21 protein-coding genes are annotated in these 22,571 nt (G+C 60.8%); 7 read left to right on the forward strand and 14 right to left on the reverse strand.

What is annotated here, in order from left to right; genetic code table 11:
- Positions 1-9 precede the first annotated feature (9 nt).
- Entirely contained in the window at positions 10-2,100 is a 2,091-nt protein-coding gene (malQ, locus tag M6G53_RS18900; RefSeq protein ID WP_253333719.1) for a 4-alpha-glucanotransferase, read from the forward strand.
- A 185-nt stretch (positions 2,101-2,285) separates the two neighbouring features.
- On the opposite strand, the gene nfuA is transcribed toward malQ, so the two are convergent.
- Together nfuA and gntX are read right to left on the reverse strand one after the other, a co-directional pair.
- The gene (gene nfuA, locus M6G53_RS18905) at positions 2,286-2,861 is read right to left on the reverse strand and encodes a Fe-S biogenesis protein NfuA (RefSeq protein WP_253333721.1); all 576 of its coding nucleotides are present in this window, start codon (positions 2,859-2,861) and stop codon (positions 2,286-2,288) included.
- Between the two features lie 58 nt (positions 2,862-2,919).
- Positions 2,920-3,603, reverse strand: a complete 684-nt coding sequence (gene gntX / locus M6G53_RS18910) for a DNA utilization protein GntX (RefSeq protein ID WP_253333723.1) — start codon at positions 3,601-3,603, stop codon at positions 2,920-2,922.
- Positions 3,604-3,643: 40 nt separating this feature from the next.
- On the opposite strand from gntX, the gene bioH reads away from it, so the two are divergent.
- Positions 3,644-4,414 (forward strand): pimeloyl-ACP methyl ester esterase BioH, encoded by a 771-nt coding sequence (bioH, locus tag M6G53_RS18915; RefSeq protein ID WP_253333725.1) that lies wholly within the window; start codon positions 3,644-3,646, stop codon positions 4,412-4,414.
- Between the two features lie 270 nt (positions 4,415-4,684).
- A complete protein-coding gene (locus tag M6G53_RS18920) occupies positions 4,685-4,969 on the forward strand; it encodes a YdgH/BhsA/McbA-like domain containing protein (RefSeq protein ID WP_049202818.1) in 285 nt (94 codons plus the stop codon).
- A 43-nt stretch (positions 4,970-5,012) separates the two neighbouring features.
- On the opposite strand, the gene M6G53_RS18925 is transcribed toward M6G53_RS18920, so the two are convergent.
- From M6G53_RS18925 to greB, 5 genes are all read right to left on the reverse strand, one after another.
- Positions 5,013-5,252 (reverse strand): FeoC-like transcriptional regulator, encoded by a 240-nt coding sequence (locus tag M6G53_RS18925; RefSeq protein WP_253333726.1) that lies wholly within the window; start codon positions 5,250-5,252, stop codon positions 5,013-5,015.
- Entirely contained in the window at positions 5,252-7,567 is a 2,316-nt protein-coding gene (feoB, locus tag M6G53_RS18930; RefSeq protein WP_253333728.1) for a Fe(2+) transporter permease subunit FeoB, read from the reverse strand. Before feoB ends, M6G53_RS18925 begins: the two co-directional genes overlap by 1 nt.
- A 71-nt stretch (positions 7,568-7,638) precedes the next feature.
- A complete protein-coding gene (gene feoA / locus M6G53_RS18935) occupies positions 7,639-7,863 on the reverse strand; it encodes a ferrous iron transporter A (protein ID WP_253333771.1) in 225 nt (74 codons plus the stop codon).
- Positions 7,864-8,468: 605 nt separating this feature from the next.
- Entirely contained in the window at positions 8,469-10,802 is a 2,334-nt protein-coding gene (locus tag M6G53_RS18940) for a Tex family protein (RefSeq protein ID WP_253333730.1), read from the reverse strand.
- A 157-nt stretch (positions 10,803-10,959) separates the two neighbouring features.
- Positions 10,960-11,433 carry a transcription elongation factor GreB gene (gene greB / locus M6G53_RS18945; protein ID WP_038878177.1) on the reverse strand — a complete coding sequence of 158 codons (474 nt, stop codon included), beginning with the start codon at positions 11,431-11,433 and terminating at the stop codon, positions 10,960-10,962.
- Between the two features lie 230 nt (positions 11,434-11,663).
- Between greB and cbpA the strand changes: the two genes are divergently transcribed.
- The 4 genes from cbpA to envZ all read left to right on the forward strand — a co-directional run bounded on the left by cbpA (position 11,664) and on the right by envZ (position 15,281).
- Positions 11,664-12,626 (forward strand): curved DNA-binding protein, encoded by a 963-nt coding sequence (cbpA, locus tag M6G53_RS18950; protein WP_253333732.1) that lies wholly within the window; start codon positions 11,664-11,666, stop codon positions 12,624-12,626.
- A 5-nt stretch (positions 12,627-12,631) separates the two neighbouring features.
- Complete coding sequence (locus M6G53_RS18955; RefSeq protein ID WP_049202813.1) at positions 12,632-12,937, forward strand: chaperone modulator CbpM; 306 nt, start codon at positions 12,632-12,634, stop codon at positions 12,935-12,937.
- Between the two features lie 257 nt (positions 12,938-13,194).
- Complete coding sequence (gene ompR, locus M6G53_RS18960; RefSeq protein WP_004709363.1) at positions 13,195-13,914, forward strand: osmolarity response regulator transcription factor OmpR; 720 nt, start codon at positions 13,195-13,197, stop codon at positions 13,912-13,914.
- Positions 13,911-15,281: a two-component system sensor histidine kinase EnvZ gene (gene envZ / locus M6G53_RS18965; protein ID WP_038881686.1), complete on the forward strand. Its 1,371-nt coding sequence runs from the start codon at positions 13,911-13,913 to the stop codon at positions 15,279-15,281. The genes ompR and envZ overlap by 4 nt, the downstream gene beginning before the upstream one ends.
- A gap of 34 nt (positions 15,282-15,315) precedes the next feature.
- Here envZ and M6G53_RS18970 read toward each other — a convergent pair whose 3' ends face one another.
- From M6G53_RS18970 to M6G53_RS19000, 7 genes are all read right to left on the reverse strand, one after another.
- Entirely contained in the window at positions 15,316-15,795 is a 480-nt protein-coding gene (locus M6G53_RS18970) for a type II toxin-antitoxin system VapC family toxin (protein WP_015379310.1), read from the reverse strand.
- Positions 15,792-16,052 carry a FitA-like ribbon-helix-helix domain-containing protein gene (locus M6G53_RS18975; protein ID WP_015379309.1) on the reverse strand — a complete coding sequence of 87 codons (261 nt, stop codon included), beginning with the start codon at positions 16,050-16,052 and terminating at the stop codon, positions 15,792-15,794. Before M6G53_RS18975 ends, M6G53_RS18970 begins: the two co-directional genes overlap by 4 nt.
- Positions 16,053-16,178: 126 nt before the next feature.
- Entirely contained in the window at positions 16,179-17,798 is a 1,620-nt protein-coding gene (pckA, locus tag M6G53_RS18980; protein ID WP_015379308.1) for a phosphoenolpyruvate carboxykinase (ATP), read from the reverse strand.
- Between the two features lie 194 nt (positions 17,799-17,992).
- Positions 17,993-18,871, reverse strand: a complete 879-nt coding sequence (hslO, locus tag M6G53_RS18985) for an Hsp33 family molecular chaperone HslO (protein ID WP_015379307.1) — start codon at positions 18,869-18,871, stop codon at positions 17,993-17,995.
- Positions 18,872-18,896: 25 nt separating this feature from the next.
- Positions 18,897-19,304, reverse strand: a complete 408-nt coding sequence (gene hslR, locus M6G53_RS18990) for a ribosome-associated heat shock protein Hsp15 (RefSeq protein WP_015379306.1) — start codon at positions 19,302-19,304, stop codon at positions 18,897-18,899.
- Positions 19,301-19,981: a GMP/IMP nucleotidase gene (gene yrfG / locus M6G53_RS18995; RefSeq protein ID WP_253333734.1), complete on the reverse strand. Its 681-nt coding sequence runs from the start codon at positions 19,979-19,981 to the stop codon at positions 19,301-19,303. Before yrfG ends, hslR begins: the two co-directional genes overlap by 4 nt.
- Positions 19,982-20,079: 98 nt before the next feature.
- Positions 20,080-22,212, reverse strand: coding sequence for an intracellular growth attenuator family protein (locus M6G53_RS19000; RefSeq protein WP_253333736.1), 2,133 nt, complete (start codon positions 22,210-22,212; stop codon positions 20,080-20,082).
- Positions 22,213-22,571 lie beyond the last annotated feature (359 nt).

Raw genomic sequence — 22,571 nt, forward strand, 5'->3', positions numbered from 1 at the left:
GGAGAGCGAATGGATCGCAAGCGTATCGATCAGGCGGCAGCGCAGGCGGGGATCGCTGCCGATTTTATCAATGCCCACGGCAAGCGGCAGGCGATTGAACCGCAGACCAAGCGCAAGCTGCTGGCGGCCATGAACCGGGCCGATGCCGCGCAGGAAGGGGCGGTATCGCCGTTACCGGCGGTCAAGGTGTTCTATCAGGGCGCGCCGCTGGCGCTGACCCCGGCGGGCGAAGGCGACTACCTGTGGGCGCTGCAGCGTGAAGACGGCACATGCCTGCAGGGGCGCGTCGGCGCGCGCAAGACCCTGACGCTGCCCGGCGATCTGCCGGCGGGCTACCACCAGTTGACGCTGAGCCAGGGCGCACGGCAGTGGCCATGCCGAGTGATCGTCGCGCCGAGGCGCTGTTTCGAGCCGGACGCCTTGTTGACCGGCAAGAAACTGTGGGGCGCCTGCGTTCAGCTGTATACGCTGCGTTCCGATCGCAACTGGGGCATCGGCGATTTCGGCGATCTGCGTCTGATGGTGGAGCAGGTGGGGGAGCGCGGCGGTGCCTTTGTCGGTCTCAATCCGATCCATGCGCTGTATCCGGCCAACCCGGAGAGCGCCAGCCCCTACAGCCCCTCGTCGCGCCGCTGGCTGAATCTGGCGTATATCGACGTCAACGCGGTGGAGGATTTCCAGCGCAGCGACGCGGCGCAGCGCTGGTGGCAGAAGCCGGCGACGCAAAAGCAGCTGGCCAAGGCGCGCGCGGCGGAGTGGGTGGATTACACCGCCGTGATGCAGCTGAAGCTGGCGGCGTTGAAGCTGGCGTTCCCGCTGTTTCAGGCGCGCAAGCCGAACGACGCGCAGCGTCAGGCGTTCGAACGGTTCGTGGCGGACGGCGGCGGCAGCCTGCATCAGCAGGCGGCATTCGACGCGCTGCATGCCCATCTGGCGGCCAAAGACGCCAGCCAGTGGGGCTGGCCGGCCTGGCCTGAGCGCTATCGGCAGGGGCAGGGTGAAGCGGTGCGGCAGTTCTGCGACGAACATCAGGATGAAGTCCGTTTTTACCTGTGGCTGCAGTGGCTGGCGGCCACGCAGTTCGCGCAGTGTTTTGAGCAGAGTCAGCGGCAGCAGATGCCGATTGGTCTGTATCGCGATCTGGCGGTCGGGGTGGCGGAGGGCGGAGCGGAAACCTGGTGCGACCGCGAGCTGTATTGCCTGAAAGCGTCGGTCGGCGCGCCGCCGGACATCCTGGGGCCGTTGGGGCAAAACTGGGGCCTGCCGCCGATGGATCCGCACGTGATGGCGGCGCGCGGTTATCAGCCGTTTATCGATCTTTTGCGCGCCAACATGACCAGCTGCGGCGCGCTGCGTATCGATCACGTCATGGCGCTGCTGCGGCTGTGGTGGATCCCTTACGGCGAAACCGCCGATCGCGGCGCCTACGTCAAATACCCGGTGGACGATCTGCTGGCGGTGCTGGCGCTGGAAAGCCAGCGCCACCGCTGCATGGTGATCGGCGAGGATCTTGGCACGGTGCCGGTGGAGATCGTCGGCAAGCTGCGCGACAGCGGCGTCTATTCCTACAAAGTGCTGTATTTCGAAAGCGACGGTGAACACCATTTCCGCGCGCCACAGGCGTATCCGGTGCAGGCGATGGCGACTATCACTACCCACGATTTGCCGACGCTGCGCGGCTTTTGGCAAAGCGGCGATCTGACGCTCGGCGACCGGCTGGGGCTTTACCCGGACGCGGAGGTTCTGCGGGAGCTGTTCGCCGATCGGGAACGCGCCAAGCAGGGGTTGCTGGATGGGTTGCATCACTACGGTTGCGTGCCGCAGAAGGTGGGCAAGAAGGCGGCGTCACTCGCCATGAACCCGCTGCTCAACCGCGGCCTGCAGCGTTATGTCGCCGACAGCGCCAGCGCCCTGCTCGGCTTGCAGCCGGAAGACTGGCTGGACATGGCCGATCCGGTCAATATTCCCGGCACCAGCGATCAGTACCCTAACTGGCGGCGCAAGCTGACCCAAACGCTGGAGGAGATGTTCGCCGACCCGCGGATAAACCGGCTGCTGAAGGATGTGGACAAGCGGCGGCGCAAGGTGTCGGTGGGGTAACGAACGAGTGTCGTTGTATTAAGACAAAGGATGAGAACCGTAGCCCTATCCAAATGATGGATACCCGAATTAATTGGAGTTGCAGCTAGGCGGCAAGTGCGTAAATCCCCAGGAGCTTACTTAAGTAAGTGACTGGGGTGCGCGCACGCAGCCAACAACGCTGCAACTTCAAGTAAGAAGGGGAATCAGTAGTAAGAGTGCTCGCCACGCTGGTGCTCGGTCAAATCACGCACGCCCTTCAGCTCCGGGAACTTCTGCAGCAGCTCTTTCTCAATGCCTTCTTTCAGCGTGACGTCGACCATCGAACAGCCGTTGCAACCGCCGCCGAACTGCAGGATCGCCATGTTGTCGTCGGTGATCTCCATCAGCGTCACGCGGCCGCCGTGGCCCGCCAGCTGTGGGTTGATCTGCGACTGCAGCACGTATTCCACGCGCTCCATCAGCGGCGCGTTGTCATCGACCTTGCGCATTTTGGCGTTCGGCGCCTTCAGCGTCAGCTGAGAACCCAGTTGGTCGGTCACGAAGTCGATTTCGGCGTCTTCCAGATACGGTGCGCTCAGCTCATCGACATAGGCGGACAGTTTGTCGAACGTCAGTTCGGTATCCGTCGCTTCTACCGCGTCCGGCGGGCAATAAGAGACACCGCATTCGGCCGTCGGCGTGCCCGGGTTGATCACGAATACGCGGATTTGGGTGCCTTCTTCTTGATTTGCCAGCAGTTTGGCAAAGTGTTCCTGTGCAGCATCTGTTATACGGATCATAGCATTAGCTCAATAGTTGACTTCTATAGTCGGTTATAATACGCCCATTGCCGTGGCACTACAACGTGCGGCAAACGCACCAGATCTGCACCGAGGCGGCGCCTTGCCGCCGCAGCAGCGCCGCGATCTCCGCGACGGTACTGCCGGTGGTCACCACGTCATCCACCAGGGCGATATGTCGGTTGGCGACCGGGGCGGTACAGACGAACGCGTGCTGCAGATTGCGCCTGCGCGCTCCGGCGCTCAGCCGCTGTTGCAGGGCGGTCTTGCGTACCCGGCGCAAGGCGGCAGGCCGATAGGCGCAGCCCAGCCAGCGCGCCAGCGGCCGGGCCAGCAGATCGCTCTGGTTATAGCCACGGCGCCAGCAGCGTGATGCATGCAAGGGTACCGCTAAAATCAGGTCGGGTCTGTTCAGATACTGCTCTCTGCGTGCCTGCTGCCAGCGTAACAGCATCAGGCGCGCCAGCGCCGGTGCCAGCTCGGGCGCGCGGTGAAACTTGAACCTTTTTACCAGTTGGCTGAGGGGCGCAACGTAGTCGCTGACGAACACCAGCCGCTGCCAGGGCGGCGGCCGTTGCAGGCAGCGGCCGCAGGGCATTTGCGTCTCCCCGGCGGGCAATCCGCAGCGCGGACAACACGGCGGGCGGGCCGGCAGATGGCGCAGGCAGCAGCTGCAGATGCCATGACGCATCAGGCTCAACGGCTGCCGACATAGCCAACAGCGGCTGCGGATTGATAGCATAGAGCCCCCGTGACGGATAAGTATGAAAGGACAATAACCAATGACAGCGCTGTACTGGCAAACAATAGGTGAAGGTGAACGCGATCTTGTGCTGCTGCACGGCTGGGGATTGAACGCGGAAGTGTGGAGTTGCATTCAGGCGCGACTGGCGCCGCATTTTCGCCTGCACCTGGTCGATCTGCCGGGTTATGGCCGCAGTCAGGGATTCGGCGCCCTGTCGCTGGAGCAGATGACGGAGATCGTGCTGGCGGCCGCCCCGCAGCAGGCCTGGTGGCTAGGCTGGTCGCTTGGCGGGCTGGTGGCCAGCCAGGCGGCGCTGATGCAGCCGCAGCGGCTCAAGGGGCTGATCACCGTGGCCTCCTCGCCGTGCTTTGCCGCCCGCGATGAGTGGCCGGGGATCCGCCCGGACGTGCTGAGCGGTTTCCAGCACCAGCTGAGCCTGGATTTTCAGCGCACCGTCGAGCGTTTTCTGGCGCTGCAGACGCTGGGCACCGAGAGCGCGCGTCAGGATGCGCGCCAGCTGAAAGCGGTAGTGCTCAACCAGCCGACGCCGAGCGTCGAGGTGTTGAACGGCGGGCTGGAGATCCTGCGCACCGCCGATCTGCGCGCGCCTCTGGCGGCGTTGGAACTGCCGCTGCTGCGCATCTACGGCTATCTGGACGGGCTGGTGCCGCGCAAGGTCGCCGAGCTGCTGGATGTCGCCTGGCCGAATTCCTCATCGCAGATCGTGGCCAAGGCCGCTCATGCGCCGTTTATCTCTCACCCCGAAGAATTTGTGACGATGATCGAAGCGTTTATTGCAGCACATTGAATACGGCGTGAAAACGCACGATAGGGCGCGAAAAAAAACGCCGCCGGGTGGATAAAAGACAAAGCTGTTCGATACTTAGTGGGTCAATGCGTTGGCTGCAAAATGAAAAGACCGCGTGCGGCGCTTTTCATTTTGGCGTTTCGTCTCTGGGAAACAGGCCCCGTCAGGGAAAGCAACGAGGCCTGAGGATGTCGCGGCAGCCTGCTGTACTGCGCATGGATTCTTGACGGCTTTCATAACAGATAAATTATCCATTGAGAGGTTAGTGTCATGAAATCATTGAAGATGATTATTGCAGCGGCAGTGCTGGGTTCGGTGTCTTTCGGCTCCATGGCGGCAACCCTGCTGACCAAGGAAGATCTGGATAAGAACCCGGGTAAATACGAGAAGATCGGCACCGTGACCACCACGGCGCAGACCACCTCGCCGATGGATGCCAAGGATGAGCTGTCCAAACTGGCGGACGAAAAGGGCGGCCAATACTACGTGATCCTGGCGGGCCGCGAGCACGGTAAATTCAGCGCCATCGCCGAAGTGTACAAAGACAAGCAATAAGCCTTCAACGGTAAAGGGGCGCCCATCCGCGGCGCCCTGATCTTCAGGCTTTCAGCCGATAGACGACCGTGCTGCACTCCTGGCCCTGCGGGCAGCTTTTGCAGCTGCCGCTCAGACAGGCGCCGTCATCCTGTTCGATGCGCTCCACTTTCCCCATCGCCGTCAAACGGTCCAGCATTGCCTGCACCAGCGGCAGCGGCGTCGCCAGCGATTGGCTGAGCTGCTGCGCCTGGGCGCTGCCGAGCAGCGCCAGCGCATCGCGCACCTGCAGCAGCCCGGCCATCAGTGACAGCTCCCTTTGGCACCCTGGCAGCAGGCCGCCGGCGTAGCGTTGCCCAGGCGCACCGTAACGCGGCTGCGCGCCCGGCGCAGGCCGAACAGCACCAGCAGGTTCACCGCCACGACCACCAGGATCGCCGTCAGGCTATACTGCGGGTGTTGGTTGAAGGTGGCCACCTGATAGAACAGCGTCGCCAGCGAGTAGGCCACGTTCAGCCCCCACAGAATAGAGAAGGTCATCCAGCCGCGGCTCGATTCACGGGCGATGGCGCCCATCACCGAGACGCAAGGCACATACAGCAGCACGAAGATCAGGTAGCTGTAGGCGGAGATGCCCGAGCCGAATTTGCTGCTCATCACGCCCATCGAGCCGACGCCCATCTCGCCGTCACCCTTGCTGGCTTCGATCGGGTTGGCGAGTACGCTCAGGCTGAAGGTGTTTTTCAGGCCCTCCCAGGTTTGGTGCAGCGCGCCGCCCAGCTCACCCAACAGGTTGAAGCTGGCGGCGTCGAACGCTTCCTTGTTGATGTGCTCGGCGGTGTACAGCGTATTCAGCGTGCCGACCACCACTTCTTTCGCCATCGCGCCGGTCACCAGGCCGACGGTGGCCTGCCAGTTGTCGCTGTGCACGCCCATCGGCTGCAGCAGCGGCGTCAGCACCTTGGAGACCGAGGCCAGCGCGGAGTCGTTGATGCTGTCGACCGTCTTGCCGCTGAACGAGAAGCTGTTCAGGCCGCCGATGAACATGCTGGCCACCACGATCACCTTACCGGCGCGCAGCACGAAGCCTTTCAGCCGCTGCCAGGTTTGCAGCAGCAGGCTTTTCAGGTGCGGCACGTGGTAGACCGGCAGCTCCATCACGAACGGCGAGGCTTCGCCGCGCATGATGGTGTATTTCAGCACCAGGCCGGTGAGGATTGCCACCGCGATGCCGAGCAGGTACAGCGAGAACACCACCCCGGCGCCGTCCTGGCCAAAGAAGGCGGCGGCGAACACCGCGAAGATCGCCAGACGGGCGCCGCAGGACATGAACGGTGCCATCATGATGGTGATCAGGCGCTCGCGCTGGGCGTCCAGCGTGCGGGTGCCCATGATTGACGGTACGTTGCAGCCGAAGCCGACGATCAGCGGCACGAAGGATTTGCCCGGCAGCCCGAGCGCCTGCATCAGGCGGTCCATCACGAACGCTGCGCGCGCCATGTAGCCGGAGTCTTCCAGGAACGACAGAAACAGGTACATCATGCCGATCTGCGGCACCAGCGGCAGCACGGTGTTGATACCGCCGCCGACCCCCTGCGCCAGGAAGACGGTCAGCCAGTCGGGGAAGTGCAGGGTGTAGCCTAGCCACTGAATGCCCTGGATGAAGATCGCCGCCGAGCCGATCTCGAAGATCGGCTGCAGCGCGCCGCCGATGTTGATCGCCAGCAGGAACATCAGGTACATCACCAGCAGGAAGATCGGCACGCCCAGCCAGCGGTTGAGGATCACCTTATCCAGCATGTCGGTCAGGCGATTGGGCATCGCCTGTTGCGAATTGCTGACCGCGTCGCACAGGGCGGCGATGGACTGGTAGCGCGCGTCGGCGATCACCAGCGCCGGATCCTCTTGCTGCTGCTGTTGCAACGCCTGGGTGGCCGCAGGCAACAGTGCGACAGCGGCGCCGGCCAGATGGTGGCTGTAGATGTCGCCTTCCAGCATCTGCAGCGCCAGCCAGCGGCGCTGCACCGCCGGCAGCGTTTGTGGCATGGCATCGCTCAGCGTGGCGACCTCTTTCAGCAATAGCGGCGGGTAGTTCACCAGCGCCTGCTGTTCGTTGATGCGATGATTGTCGATCATCTGCTTCAGCACGCCGATGCCGTCGGCGCGGGTGGAAACCATCGGCACTACCGGGCAGCCGAGGCGCGCCGACAGTGCGGCGACGTCGATATCGATATGCTGACTTTTGGCGATGTCGAGCATGTTCAGCGCCACGATGCAGGGAATGCCCAGCTCCAGCAGCTGCAGCGTCAGGTAGAGGTTGCGCTCCAGGTTGGAGGCATCGACCACGTTGATCAGCAGATCGGCGTCGCCGCTCAAGATGTAGTGGCAGGCGATCTGCTCATCAAGCGAGGTTTGCTCTGAAATGGTGGTCAGGGAATAGGTGCCGGGCAAGTCGACCAGCCGCACGTCGGACTGCGGGGTGGTGAAATGGCCTTCTTTGCGTTCGACCGTCACGCCCGCCCAGTTGCCGACCCGCTGGCGTGCGCCGGTGAGCTGGTTGAACAGCGTGGTTTTGCCGGAGTTCGGGTTGCCGATTAAGCCGATGGTGAGTTTTTTCATAGTTCAGCGTGTCGTCTTCAAGGAGAACAGCGCCGGCGCAAGGTGCGTCGGCAAACGGAGAGCGTGCCGGTTCAGGATTGGGCGTCGAGCTGCAGCAGCGCCAGATCCTTCCTGCGCAGCACCAGGCTGACGCGGCGAGTTTTAATTTCTATCGGATCGCCCAGCGGCGCGACGCGCACCACTTCGAATGAAGAGCCGGGCAGCATGCCGAGCGATAACAGTTTCTGGCGGTAGGCCGGCGCAATTTCACCGGAAAAGCCGACAATTTTATACGTGTGTTTAGGTTGAAGCTGCATGTGATTAACCTTCCGGGTGCCGATGAGCATCGGGCTGATGATAATTGGACGTTGCCGGCGAAAATGCCACGCCGTCGGCGCATTCATCCATAAGGTCATGCAATAAAGTGAGCGCAAATAATAGTAATTATCATTATCCCACTCAATACAAAAAGTAAGGGTATTGTAACCAATTATTATGGCGGCGGCAGTTTTTGGCTGCGTCGTCTTGATAAACCCCGTTTTACCACTGCTCGTAGCCGGGAACAAATGAGAATGGCGAGTTAAATCAGTTGCGTATTTGTAGCCGAGTTTTCTCGTTTGCAAATGTTGATGGCGTGCTTTTCTTATTTATTTCTTGCGAAAGGCAATTCAATAACATTATTCCATCGTAATGCGAGCGGTAACCATTTGTGTTTCGCCCACAATTCGCAAAATGAAACATGCCTGTTAACCAAGTTGTTAATAAACGGCTGCGGAGGGGATTTTTGTTGCTTGAATAATGGGAGGGCGGTCACACAGATAGGGGAAATAAAAAGACGGTGGTTTATTGAGCCGGGTCAAAGAATGCCGCAAGATTTTTTAACAAAAAAGGGCGGAGCTGGCTCCGCCCTTCCGGTTCCGATTTAGCGTTTCTTACCGAACGCCGCCGCCAGCGCGTCGCCCATGGCACTGTTGCCGGCCGGCGCCGCGTTGCGCGGTTTGGCCTTGTTACCGCCTGCCGTTCGGTTGGCGTTGTCGCGTGGCTGTGCCGGCGCGTTGCCGCCGCGGCGTGGTGAACCTTCGCCCGGCTGCTCATCCAGGCGCATGCTCAGCGCGATGCGTTTACGCTGCAGATCGACTTCCATCACCTTCACTTTGACGATGTCGCCGGCCTTCACCACGGTGTGCGGATCTTCAACGAACTTGTCCGCCAGCGAGGAGATGTGCACCAGGCCATCCTGATGCACACCGATATCCACGAAGGCGCCGAAGTTGGTGACGTTGGTCACCGAGCCTTCCAGGATCATACCCACCTGCAGATCGTTGAGGGTTTCCACCCCTTCGGCAAAGGTCGCGGTTTTGAACTCCGGACGCGGATCGCGGCCCGGCTTCTCCAGCTCTTTCAGGATGTCGGTGACCGTCGGCACGCCGAACTTGTCGTCGGTGAAGTCGACCGCTTTCAGGCTGCGCACCGCCGAAGCGTTGCCCATCAGATCCTGCAGCGCCTGCTCGGTGGCGGCCAGAATGCGCTGCACCACCGGATAGGCTTCCGGGTGAACGGTGGAGGCGTCCAGCGGGTTGTCGCCGTGGTTGATGCGCAGGAAGCCGGCGCACTGTTCGAAGGCTTTCGGCCCCAGGCGGCTGACCTTCAGCAGCTGTTCACGGTTGCTGAAGCGGCCGTTCTCGTCGCGCCAGTTGACGATGTTCTGCGCCATCATGCGTGTCAGGCCGGCCACGCGGGTCAGCAACGGCACCGACGCGGTGTTCAGGTCGACGCCGACGGCGTTCACGCAGTCTTCCACCACCGAGTCCAGCTTCTTCGCCAACTGGCTCTGGCTGACGTCGTGCTGATACTGGCCGACGCCGATGGATTTCGGGTCGATCTTCACCAGCTCCGCCAGCGGATCCTGCAGGCGGCGGGCAATGGACACCGCGCCGCGCAGCGACACGTCGAGATCCGGGAACTCCTGCGCCGCCAGTTCGGACGCGGAGTACACCGACGCGCCCGCTTCGCTGACGATCACTTTCTGCGCCCGGACTTCGGCGAACTGTTTTTGCAGGTCGAGATAGAAGCGCTCGGTTTCACGCGAAGCGGTGCCGTTGCCGATGGCCACCAGCTCCACGTGGTGTTTGATGCACAGCGCCGCGACGATGGCGGCGGCTTTGGCCGCTTGCCCGGTGTGCGGGTAGACGGTGTCGGTGGCCACCAGCTTGCCGGTCGCGTCGACCACGGCCACTTTCACCCCGGTACGCAGGCCCGGATCGAGGCCCATGGTGGCGCGCATGCCGGCCGGCGCGGCCATCAGCAGATCATGCATGTTGCGGGCGAAGACGTTGATCGCTTCGTCTTCCGCGCGTTCGCGCACCGTACCCATCAACTCGGTTTCCAGATGCAACAGCACCTTGATGCGCCAGGTCCAGTTGACCACCGCCTTGCGCCAGGCGTCGGCCGGGGCGTTGTTCAGGCGCAGGTTGAGGTGATTGATGATGATCAGCTCCGCCTGGCTTTCGCGCGGCGCTTCCTCAAATTGCGGATCGGCGTTCAGCGCCAGTTGCAGCACCCCTTCGTTGCGGCCGCGGAACATCGCCAGCGCGCGGTGCGAGGGCACCTGGGAAATCGGTTCGTGGTGATCGAAGTAGTCGCGGAACTTGGCGCCTTCTTCTTCCTTGCCCTCGACCACTTTGGACACCAGATGGGCGTTTTTCCACAGGTAGTCGCGCACCTTGGCCAGCAGCGTGGCGTCTTCGGCGAAGCGTTCCATCAGGATATAGCGCGCGCCGTCGAGGGCGGCTTTGACGTCCGCTACGCCCTTGTCGGCGTCGACGTAGCGCTCAGCCAGCTGCTCAGGCTGCTGTTGCGGATCCTGCCACAGTGCGTCCGCCAGCGGTTCCAGACCGGCTTCGATGGCGATCTGGCCGCGGGTGCGGCGCTTCGGTTTGTACGGCAGGTAGAGGTCTTCGAGTTCGGTCTTGCTCAGCGTGGCGTTGATCGCCCCCGCCAGTTGTTCGGTCAGTTTGCCCTGTTCATCGATCGACTTCAGGATAGTCTGGCGACGATCTTCCAGTTCACGCAGATAACCCAGGCGGGTTTCCAGCTGGCGCAGTTGGGTGTCGTCCAGGCCCCCGGTGACTTCCTTACGATAGCGTGCAATAAAGGGCACGGTATTACCTTCATCCAGCAGACGGATGGCGGAGTCGACTTGCTCCGGCCGGGCCTGCAGTTCTGTTGCAATAATGCGGCTCAGTGGGTCATTCATAGGTCTGGTATCTGTATTGAGAACGGTGAATAAACAGGGGACAGTTATACGGATTGATCGCGGAAAATGCCAGCGGAGCGGGCCGCCGCCGCGCGGCTGCGGCGTGAAGAACTGCGCAGGCGGCGGCGTTGGCGGCGGTTCGGAAAAAGCTGAAAGCTTACTTCGGGTAGTCTATCTCGTTTACATACCACTGCGCCTCGCCCAGCGGCGTATTGACGGTGGCGACGTCCCCGACCTCTTTTTTCAGCAGGGCGCGCGCCATCGGCGCGTCGATGGAGATGTAATCCTTGCGGCCGAAGATCTCGTCGTAACCGACGATGCGAAAGCGTTTGGTCTCGCCGTCTTCGTTCTCGACTTCCACCCAGGCGCCGAAGAACACTTTGCCTTCCTGTTGCGGAGAGTAATCGACGATCTTCAACTGCTCCAGGCATTTGGTCAGATAGCGGACGCGGCGGTCAATTTCGCGCAGCCGTTTCTTGTTGTATTGGTAGTCGGCGTTTTCGCTTCTGTCGCCCAGGCTGGCGGCCCAGGTCACTTTTTTGGTCACCTCGGGGCGTTCTTCGCGCCAGAGATAATCCAGCTCTTGTTTGAGCTTGTCATACCCTTCACGGGTTATCAGTTGAGTTCTCATCGCGATTTATCTTTATGGGGCCACCGCCACAGTGTACGTGAATGCGCGGGGCTTTAGAAATGGCGCGCGGGCCTGCGCCTTGTCGCACGGTTTTTATTCAGGTTGCGCAGCTTTTAACAATCGGGAGTATGCTTAGCGATAGCGGAAAAGGAATGTGACGAAAGGAGGATATCTGGCGAGAGAGACAAGGAATTTTGGCGCACAACCCAACACATTGAAGGTATTACCGCATGGAATTTAAAGATTACTACGCAACGATGGGCGTTGAGCCCAACGCCGATCTGAAAACCATCAAAACGGCCTACCGCCGGCTGGCGCGTAAATATCACCCTGACGTGAGCACCGAAGAAGACGCCGAGAGCAAATTCAAGGAGCTGGCCGAAGCCTATGAGGTGCTGAAGGACGAAGAGCGTCGCGTCGAGTACGATCAGATCCGGCTACACCGCAACGATCCGAACTTTGGCCGCCAGGCGCGCGGCGATCGCGGCGGCTATCAGCAGAGCGCTTCATGGCACGGCGGCGGCGCCGACGCGCAAGACTTCTCCGATTTCTTCGAAAGCATGTTCGGCGAGCGGGCGGCGGGCGGGCATCGCTCCGCCTCGCACTCGCACGGCGGGCATGGCTTCCGCGGGCAGGATCTCGAGATGGAGGTGCCGCTGTTCCTCGAGGAAACGCTGCATGGCCAAAGCCGCGAGATCTCCTACAAGCTGCCGGTGTATGACGAACTGGGGCGGCAGGTGAGCGAAGCCAGCAAAACGCTGAACGTGAAAATCCCGGCCGGCGTGGGCGACGGCGAGCGCATTCGCCTCAAGGGGCAGGGCGTTGCCGGCGTGGGCGGCGGCCAGAACGGCGACCTGTATCTGGTCATCCGTCTCGCGCCGCATCCGCTGTTCGAGATTGACGGCCACAACCTGAGCATCGTGGCACCGCTCGCCCCGTGGGAGGCGGCGCTGGGAGCCAGCATCGAGGTGCCGACGCTGACCGGCAAAATCGCGCTGACCGTGCCGGCCGGCAGCCAGAGCGGCAAACGGCTGCGGGTCAAGGGCAAGGGGCTGGCGGGCAAGAAAGAGCCCGGCGATCTGTATGTCATTCTCAAGGTGGTGATGCCGCCGAAGCCGAACGAGAAGGCCAGCGCCCTGTGGCGAGAACTGGCTGAACAGGCGGCGTTCAACCCGCGCGCGGAATGGGAGTAAAGCACATGATGAAAAAAGAGATCACATTCACCGTGGTGGAACTGTGTCAGAGGGTGGAGATTTCAGAGGATGAACTGGTCGAGATCGTCGGGCTGGGCGTGATCGTGCCGCTGGAGCCGGCGCAGCCGAGCTGGGAGTTCGATTACCCGGCGCTCAGCCATCTACAGCGTGCGCGCAGGCTGCGGGCCGAGCTGGATCTGGATTGGCCGGGGATCGCCATGGCGCTGACGCTGCTCGATCGGGTTGATGCGCTGCAGCAAGAGAACCGGCAGCTGCGCCGGCAGCTGGCGCGTTTCCTGCAAACGTCCTGATTCGCTATCGACACGCCACCGGGCGGTTGGCCGGTGGCGAAAGTGCGCAAAATTGGGCCTCTGCCCCACATTGCGCCGATAAAGGGCGGAATTTTGACGAACCCCCGTCGACATTCGATGAAAATTGTTGATAAATGGGGAAAAGAATAAGCTTTGTAACAATTTCGTCTAGAATACATACCATTAAACGCTGTCTCAAATGGCACGGTTTTCTAACAATATTCGAGTCAGGCAATAAAGCCTTTGGGAGTAATACCATGCAAGAGAATCATAAGATCCTGGTTGTCGATGATGACATGCGCCTGCGCGCGCTTTTAGAACGTTATTTAACCGAGCAGGGCTTCCAGGTTCGCAGCGTTGCCAACGCTGAGCAAATGGATCGCTTGCTGACCCGTGAATCTTTCCATCTGATGGTGCTTGATCTGATGTTGCCGGGCGAAGACGGGCTGTCCATCTGCCGCCGCCTGCGCAGCCAAAGTAACCCGATGCCAATCATTATGGTCACCGCCAAAGGCGAAGAGGTCGATCGTATCGTCGGGCTGGAAATCGGCGCTGACGACTACATTCCTAAGCCGTTCAACCCACGTGAGCTGTTGGCTCGCATCCGCGCGGTGCTGCGCCGCCAGGCTAACGAACTGCCGGGCGCGCCTTCGCAGGAAGAGGCGGTGATCGCATTCGGCAAATTCAAGCTGAACCTCGGCACCCGCGAGATGTTCCGCGAAGACGAACCGATGCCGTTGACCAGCGGCGAGTTCGCGGTCCTGAAGGCGCTGGTCAGCCACCCGCGTGAACCGCTGTCGCGCGATAAGCTGATGAACCTGGCGCGTGGCCGCGAATACAGCGCCATGGAGCGCTCCATCGACGTGCAGATCTCGCGCCTGCGCCGCATGGTGGAAGAAGATCCGGCGCATCCGCGTTATATCCAGACCGTTTGGGGTCTCGGCTACGTGTTCGTCCCGGACGGCAGCAAGGCATGAGGCGATTGCGCTTTTCACCGCGTAGCTCGTTTGCCCGAACCCTGTTGTTGATCGTCACCTTGCTGTTCGTCAGCCTGGTGACGACCTATCTGGTGGTGCTGAACTTCGCCATCCTGCCCAGTCTGCAGCAGTTCAACAAGGTATTGGCGTACGAAGTGCGTATGCTGATGACCGATCGGCTGCAGCTGGAGGACGGCACGCTGCTGGAAGTGCCGCCGGCGTTCCGCCGTGAGATCTACCGCGAACTGGGCATCTCTCTCTACACCAACTCGGCGGCGGAGGAGAGCGGCCTGCGCTGGGCGCAGCACTACCAGTTCCTCAGCCAGCAGATGGCGCAGCAGCTCGGCGGGCCGACCGATGTGCGGGTGGAGGTGAACAAGAACTCCCCGGTGGTGTGGCTGAAAACCTGGCTGCAGCCCGATATCTGGGTGCGCGTACCGCTGACGGAAATCCACCAGGGCGACTTCTCTCCGCTGTTCCGCTATACGCTGGCGATCATGCTGCTGGCGATCGGCGGCGCCTGGCTGTTTATCCGCATTCAAAACCGCCCGCTGGTGGAGCTGGAGCATGCGGCGCTGCAGGTGGGCAAAGGCATCATTCCGCCGCCGCTGCGCGAGTATGGCGCTTCCGAAGTGCGGTCGGTGACTCGCGCATTCAATCAGATGGCGTCGGGCGTCAAGCAGCTGGCGGATGACCGCACCTTGCTGATGGCCGGGGTCAGCCATGACCTGCGCACGCCGTTGACGCGTATCCGCCTGGCGACGGAGATGATGAGCGCCGAAGACGGCTATCTGGCCGAGTCGATCAATAAAGACATCGAAGAGTGCAACGCCATCATCGAGCAGTTCATCGATTACCTGCGCACCGGGCAGGAGATGCCGACCGAAAGCAGCGATCTGAACGCCATTTTGGGCGAGGTGGTCGCGGCGGAGAGCGGCTATGAGCGGGTGATTGAAACCGCGCTGTCGCCGGGCGAGCTGATGATGAACGTGCATCCGCTGTCGATTAAGCGGGCGGCGGTGAACATGGTGGTGAACGCGGCGCGTTACGGCAACGGCTGGATCAAGGTCAGCAGCGGCCGCGAGCTGCAGCGCGGCTGGTTCCAGGTGGAGGATGACGGCCCGGGCATCAAGCCGGAAGAATTGAAGCACCTGTTGCAGCCGTTCGTACGCGGTGACAGCGCGCGCAGCACCAGCGGCACAGGTCTGGGGCTGGCGATCGTGCAGCGCATTATCGACGCGCACGACGGCGAACTGGATATCGGCACCAGCGAACGCGGCGGGCTATTGATCCGCGCGTATATTCCGTTGCCGATGGAGAAGAAAGAGTCGGCCAACGGCCATCAAACCGCCAGGGAAAACGCCTGACGCTCTTGGCGCGGGCCGCGTCGCTGCGGCCCGGTCAGGACTTCCTGCTCATCACGTAGTATTCCGCCGCATCCTCATGCAACCGACGGCCGGTCGGCGCCTGCCACGGATCGATTAACTCGATGCCGCAGTGGAGGAAGTCTTTGGTGTTGCGGGTGGCCAGGGCGGCACCGTAATGCAGGCAGGTGGCGGCGATTTGGGTATCCGGCATGCTGACGCCAATGCCTCGGCGGCGATTGGCGCCCATTAATTCCGCATGCTGCATCGCACAGCCGACGTCAAAGGGTAAGATTCTGTCTGAAAACTCTTCCTGCAGCATGTCGCCGAGGTTAGTTTGCAGTTCGAGCTGTTTCTTGCCGTGAGGCATGCAGGCGATGCCCGTATACAGCTCCGCAACCACGATGGCGCTCAAATAGAACCGATACGTATCCTGCTCATCTAACCAGCGCAATACATTGTAGTGAGGCGCCGGCCGCAGCAATTCCGAAACGACGTTGGTATCCAGCACAATCATTTTTCATCGTCTTCATCAAAGTTGACAATACGATGAGGGGCTTCATCACGTGGGGGGATCTCCAACTCAACGCCGCCGAATTCGGCGAAGTACTGATGCATGCGTGTTCCTAACCCATAGCGCGGCGGCTTTTTCACCAGCGCCTGTTTCAGGATCATGCGCGCTTCCTCTTCCATGGAATGGCCGTTTTTCGCCGCTGAAATACGCAGCAGCTCTTTGATTTCGTCGTCCAAATTTCTGACGGTGATAGTAGCCATTGAAACCTCCTTTGCTATCAATGATTGCATTGACTTATTTTCTCGCCTTGCTGGTTAAAAAGCAATCGCTGAAAATAAAAAAAGGCGCGGGATCCGCGCCTTAGCTGAAGAGGTAACGCTACCGAATTACAGCTTAGGGCCGGCGCTGACCAGCGCGGCGCCCGCAGGCGTGTCGGTGTATTTGTCGAAGTTGGTGATGAAGCGCTCGGCCAGATCCTGCGCTTTTTCCTGCCACTGCTCGAGGCTGGCGTAGGTATTGCGCGGATCGAGGATCTCCGGGTTCACGCCCGGCAGCGCGGTCGGCATCGCCAGATCGAAGATCGGCAGGGTTACGGTTTCCGCCTTGTCGATTTCACCGCTCAGGATGGCGTCAATGATGCCGCGCGTATCTTTGATCGAGATGCGCTTGCCGGTACCGTTCCAGCCGGTGTTGACCAGGTAAGCCTGGGCGCCGGCGGCCTGCATGCGTTTCACCAGCACTTCGGCGTACTGCGTCGGGTGCAGCGACAGGAATGCGGCGCCGAAGCAGGCGGAGAAGGTTGGCGTCGGTTCGGTTACGCCGCGCTCGGTGCCGGCCAGCTTGGCGGTGAAGCCGGACAAGAAGTGGTACTGAGTCTGGTTGGCGGTCAGACGCGATACCGGCGGCAGCACGCCGAAGGCATCGGCGGTCAGGAAGATCACCTTGGTGGCGTGACCCGCCTTGGACACCGGCTTGACGATGTTCTGGATATGGTAGATCGGGTAAGAAACGCGGGTGTTCTCGGTTTTCGAACCGTCGTTGAAGTCGATGCTGCCGTCGGCCAGTACGGTGACGTTTTCCAGCAGCGCGTCGCGTTTGATGGCGTGATAGATGTCCGGCTCGGCTTCTTCAGACAGCTTGATGGTCTTGGCGTAGCAGCCGCCTTCGAAGTTGAACACGCCGTCGTCGTCCCAGCCGTGCTCGTCATCGCCGATCAGCTGACGCTTCGGATCGGTGGAGAGGGTAGTCTTGCCGGTACCGGACAGGCCGAAGAACACCGCCACGTCGCCTTTCTCGCCCACGTTGGCCGAGCAGTGCATCGAGGCGATGCCTTTCAGCGGCAGCAGGTAGTTCATCATCGAGAACATGCCTTTCTTCATTTCGCCGCCGTACCAGGTGCCGCCGATCAGCTGCATGCGCTCGGTCAGGTTGAAGGCGACGAAGTTCTCCGAGTTCAGGCCTTGCTGCTGCCAGTTCGGATTGGTGCATTTGGCGCCGTTCATCACCACGAAATCCGGCTCGAAGTCAGCCAGCTCTTCGTCGCTCGGGCGGATGAACATGTTTTTCACGAAGTGTGCCTGCCAGGCCACCTCGGTGATGAAGCGCACTTTCAGGCGCGAGTCGGCGTTGGCGCCGCAGAAGGTATCCACCACGAACAGGCGTTTGCCGGACAGTTGTTCGGTGACCAGGTGTTTCAGATCGGCCCACACTTCCGGGCTGAGGGGTTTGTTGTCGTTTTTGCCCTTGCCCTGATCGGCCCACCACACGGTATCGCGGGTGATGTCGTCGCGGACGATGTATTTGTCTTTCGGCGAGCGGCCGGTGAAGATGCCGGTATCGACGGAGACGGCACCCAGCTTGGTGACTACCCCACGCTCAAAACCTTCCAGAGATGGGTCTGTTTCTTCCTTAAACAGCAGTTCATAGCTCGGGTTGTGAACGATTTCGCTAACGTCGTGAATGCCGTAAGCGGCCAGATCCTGAGGGGTTATACCTTTAACGCGCATGTTACTACTCCTTGGTCACAGAATTTCTGGCGGCAATTGTAGGGATCTAACGGTGCGTAACCGCGATGGGTATCAAATATTTAACGTTTTAGGCGGTATTTCGTTACGATCTGAGAGATAGCACACGGAAAAAAGCAAACGTGCAAACGGCGGGCGTTGGCGGGCGCCGGGCGCGCCCGCCGAAGAGGTGTGACTTAGTGCAACTGGTCGCTTTCGCCGGTGTTACCCGCATACAAAGCGGCAACATCAACCGGGTCAAAGACATAGTGGCTGCCGCAGTAGTCGCAGTGCATGTCGATATTGCCGTCCTGCTCCAGCATGTCCGCCACTTCGTCGGTCGGCAGGGTCAGCAGCGCGTCGGCGCAACGCTGGCGCGAACAGGTGCAACGGAACTGCACGTCCTGCGGTTCGTACAGGGTGACCTCTTCCTGGTGATACAGGCGGTACAACACTTCGTTGGCCGGCAGGCCGAACAGCTCCTCGCTTTTTACCGTGTTGGTCAGTTGCACCAGATGATCGAAATCATCGAGGTTGCCGTCCTGCGCCGGCAGCACCTGCAGCAGCATACCGGCCGCCGCGGCGTTGCCTTCCGCTTCGCCGGTGCGGATGAACAGGCGGGTTGGCAGCTGCTCGGACTGGCGGAAGTAGGCTTCCAGGCATTCGGCCAGGGTTTCACCTTCCAGACCGACCACGCCCTGATAGCGCTCGCCTTCCGTTGGCGAAATGGTGATGACCATGACGCCGTTGCCGATCATCTGATGCAGGGTGCTGTCGTCGGCGATAGGTGCCTGGGTGCGCGCAACGCCGCGCATCTCCTGACGGTTGTTGCCGTTGATCACCGCCAGCTTCAGCGGGCCGTCGCCCTGCAGCTGCACGGTGATGTCGCCGTCGAACTTCAGGGTCGCGGTCAGCAGACTGGTGGCGACCAGCAGCTCGCCCAGCAGCTTTTGCACCGGCGCCGGGTAGTCGTGGTTGTTCAGGATCTGCTGATAGGTTTCGCTGACGGTAACCAGCTCGCCGCGCACCGCGTAGTTTTCAAACAGGTAACGGTGCAATTGGTCATGGTTGGACATAATCTTCTCTCATTGCGGTGAGGGGTTATTCCGGCTCACCAAATTTAAATTTCATCAGGTCGCGCCGCTCCTTTTTATCCGGACGGCGGTCCGGATGCGGCATGGTCAACGCGTTCATCTTGCGCGCCAGCGCCATTTTTTCGCGGTTGGCGATGCTGGCTTCGGTTTCCTGATACATTTGCTGCGCCTCACCGGCGCCGCGGCGTTGGCTGGTCAGCGCCAGCACGATCACCGTGCGTTCTTCATTGCCCTGCCGCAGCTTGAGCTCGGCGTTGAGTTCGACAATCTTGCTCGGTTTGCCGCGCTGGCCGTTGTAATGCACCTTGCCGCCGTCGATCATTTCGCGCGCTAGCGCGCGGGTCTTATAGAAGCGCGCGGCCCACAGCCACTTGTCCAGCCGGACCGCGTCGTCGCGCGTTGCTTTTTCCTTCATGCTTCCCCCCTGGCCAGCGCCGGTATCAGCAGGCGATAGTCGCGCATCGACGGATGGCGCTGGAAGCTTTTTTCCGCCGTACTGGAGTCCGGGTTTTGCACGCCCAGGCAGTAACGAATGCCGAAAGTGCGCGCCGCGTCGAGGATTGGCTCGCCGTCGTCGACGAACAGCGTGCGCTGCGGATTGAATCCGGTGTGCTGCTGCACCGCCTGCCACAGACGCTGATCTTCTTTCGGATAACCAAATGTGTGGGTGGAAAACAATAAATCAAGGTGCCGATCGAGGCCGGTATGCTCGATTTTCACCGCCAGGCTGTGCGGATGGGCGTTGGTCAGCAAAATGGTTTGCAGACCGGCGTCGCGCAGCGCCCGTAAAAACGGCTCGGTGTCTTCCCGCAGCCGGGCGCGGCTGCCCACTTCGCTGGTCATGCGGTAGATATCCAGATCCAACCGTTCGCTCCAGTAATCGAAGCAGTACCAGTTCATGGTGTGCTGCACCGCCTGATATTCCCGCTCAATGATGCCACGGGCTTCGTCGAACGGAATAGCGCGCCTCTCGCTCAGCGCCTGCGGCACCAGGCTGAGCCAAAAGTGGCTGTCGAACTCCAGGTCCAGCAAGGTGCCGTCCATATCCAGCAGTACGGTATCGATCTGCGGCCAGTCAAACTCGGGAACCATAAAAACTCCACGGGCGGACCGACGGGCGGTCCGCAGATGAGAATAATAGCGTTAGCGTAGCATAAGCAGATGACAGGGCGGAGGCCCCGGCGTCAGGTTCAGGCCATCGGCCGCATCGACATCGGATTGAGCTGCGGATTGAAGCAGCTGTCGTAGTAACGCTGGATATCGGCGACACGGTGCTGATTGATGCGCCGACGTTGCACCAGCCGCCAGGCGTTATAACCCAGGCTGACGACCACCGCCAGCAACAGCAGGCTGGTGCCGAGGTAGCGCCACAGGGTAATCATATCCGGTTCGCTGTGCAGCGCCACGTGGCGGGTGCCGTTGGCATCGACGCTGAGGCTGGTGATCACGCCCTGTGCCTGGAACGGGGTATGCAGCAGCAGATTGGAAAGGCGCTGCAGCTCATTCCACTGGTCGAGGGCGTTGTATTCGCTTTGCGGCACCGGCGGTTGCGGGTGGCTGACCAACTGGCGGCCTTCGTCGCTGCTGATCAGGAAGCCACCCGGCGGCGGGCTGTTGAGCGCTGCGGCGGCCAAACGCGTCTCATTGAAGATGAACGACGACGTGGCCACTTTGGTCAGGCTTTCCAGCGACTCGGCGCTTACCGGGCGCAGCAGGACGTTAACGCCTTGCAGTGCGCCGGATTTGGCGCGTTTCACCAGGCCGTTCCAGTTTTTGGCGTTGCCCAGATTGACCAGCGCGTTTTTTAGCCGCACGCAGTCGCTTTCCGCCTGGCACAAGTCCTGTGTTTTCAGCACGATGTCAGAAAAATCGTCCAGCAGAATCATACCGGATTTCTCGATGGCGCTGGCCAACTGCGGGTTGACCTTCTGATCGGCGCCGCTCGGATGCAGCTGGCTGTTGACCGTGGCCAACAGGGCGGTCGCTTTATCGATGACTTCCGATTCCGGCTGCGGCAGCGGGGCGGCGTTGTTCCAGTAAATGCCGGAGCAGTCGAACGGCGCAAAATTGACGGCACCGCCGCCGTTGGCCGGCGGGGGCACATAGCACATGCCGCTGCCGCGTACCTTCAGCGTATCGCCGATGCGCAGCGGCGTGGCTTCCAGCGCCTGCACGCTGGTCACTTCCACTTTTTGCGCGCCTTGCAGCCAGGCCATGCTAAGGGTCAGCGGCAGGTTGAGCGGGATATAGATCAGCAGCAGCAGCAGCACCAGCGCCGAGCTGGCGACCAGCACCGCGTTGCGGCCCCACTGCTGCAGCGGGAAGTTCTTCACTTCGTCATGCAGCGAGAGGAAGCGGCCCTGGCGCACCACCTGCCGATTGAGATAAACGTCCACATCGGTGGTTTTGCCCAGATCCTGCGTCAGGTACGGCTGCCAATGCGGCGGATAGATAAGATCGATGATGCCGAGTGAAATGTTGCTGATCTGCCCCTGGCCGGATTCGCCGAACAGGCCCCAGCGCTTCGGCGTGCCGCGCAGACAGTGGATCTCTTTCAATTCGCGCGCCGCCGGGCGGCGGAACAGGTTCCAGCATCCCCAGGCGATCGTCAGCACCGCGACGAAAATCATCCAGGGGATCACCAGCACCGGGCTTATCAGGCTGAAGAACAGCAGCAGCAGCGCGGCGGAAATGATGACGGCTTCGCGGATGCCGTTCGGCCGGTTCAGCGCATGCTCTTCCGGCGTTTCCTTGCGAATATTCACCAGCTCGACATGCTCGCTCTCTTCCTTGCGGATGGAGGCGTTTTTGGTCGGCGCGGCGGTGACTACCGGCGGCTGCGGCCGGTCGTGAATATGATCTTTCAGCGAGTGCCCGTTGAGCGAAATCACCAGCGGCAGCGTCTGGGTTCGGATCACTTCCACATGGTTGTCGGCGGTGATATAGGGCTCCCAAAACGGCGGCAGGTGCACCTCTTCGGCATCGAGGTAATAACGCCATTTATTGGGATCGTCGCTGGCCAGCCCGTAACGGGTGATGGCGTGCGTCACGGGATACACGCTGTCGCTTTGCGGGGTAAGCGCCAGTTTGGCTGCGGGCAACGTAGCGCCGCCGGGCAACAGCTTGTTGCTCAACTTGTTTTGCTGATTCAGGTAATACTCGACCGCGGCGCGTTCTTCGTTGGTCAGCTTGCGATGAGCGGGTTTGATAAACGGCAGCGTGTGCGCCAGCGCCGATGGGTTGCGGGCTTTGAACCACAGGTACAGGCCGGCGGCAATCAGGCAGACAAGCACTAAGGCCAATATCAACACTATTGTGCTCATGCAATCCCCATCTCACACCCGTGAATTTCGCCAACCTGATGAAAAGCTGAATATTATACGGAGTAAACCGCCAGGAGGCACCCAGAACTAATGAGGGAACAAACAGATTCTCGCTCTGGACCTCATTCCTTCATGACGCAAGGCCATTTTATCACTGATTCTTGCCTGCGTGATACTAGCAACCGGGCTCCGCCGTCGATATCGGTATTATCCTATTTTCATGTACGCCGTTTGCTGAATCAGTACGGAAAATCGCCGGCCTCTGGCTACGCTTGTTAAAAGAAAGTAAATTACTGTTCATGCTCGTTGCGGCGGAGCTTGCCCTTAACGCACAATGTGATCAGGATCGAATTTGGTCA

It is taken from the genome of Serratia nevei (genome assembly GCF_024160145.1).
GTDB lineage: Bacteria > Pseudomonadota > Gammaproteobacteria > Enterobacterales > Enterobacteriaceae > Serratia > Serratia nevei_A.